1 protein-coding gene is annotated in these 564 nt (G+C 45.6%); it reads right to left on the bottom strand.

Going from position 1 to position 564, the window contains the following annotated elements; genetic code table 11:
* Positions 1–19: 19 nt before the first annotated feature.
* Positions 20–564 (bottom strand): methyltransferase domain-containing protein (locus R7E78_RS29100; protein WP_318059016.1); only part of this gene is annotated, 545 nt, incomplete at its 5' end.

Here is a 564-nt window from a genome sequence, read left to right as displayed (position 1 = left end):
GAATGATTTTCGTTATTCTCTATTGATTCTCTTGTTGAATTGGCTTCTTTCGGTAAACGCGTAGCATGAAGTCGGCCTCACACTGGAAAAGTGTAGCGGACTTTAGCTCTTCACGAAGTTCATCCGTCGCCTTCCAAGCAAATGGAGTCATTTGCAACAAATCAAATGCAACACCATTTTCTAAGTCCATGGTGTAGTTCAGCTTTTGTTGGTGCTCTAGCTCAAAGCCTTCAATGTTCTCTGGTTCTTCATTGTGTAAGCGAACTTCTTGATAGATGCGTTCGCGGAACTGGTAAAGGTGACGACCTGCGGGCGTTACCGTGATCACCACGCCATTGTCTTTGATGACGCGTTGCAACTCTTCTGCTTTGCATGGCGCGTAAATACGCAAAATCGCATCCAGTGATTGGTCTGCAAACGGCAAGCGATGGCTAGACGCTACACTAAATTGGCAGTTTGGGTAGCGCTTAGAAGCGTAACGAATGGCCACTTTAGAAATATCCAAACCAAAAACAGTGGCTTGTGGATCTTGTTCGAAGAGAGATTGCTGCACTTGATCGGTGT

The sequence above is a fragment of the Vibrio sp. YT-19(2023) genome (genome assembly GCF_033337395.1).
This window is presented reverse-complemented; position numbering and strand designations above follow the sequence as displayed.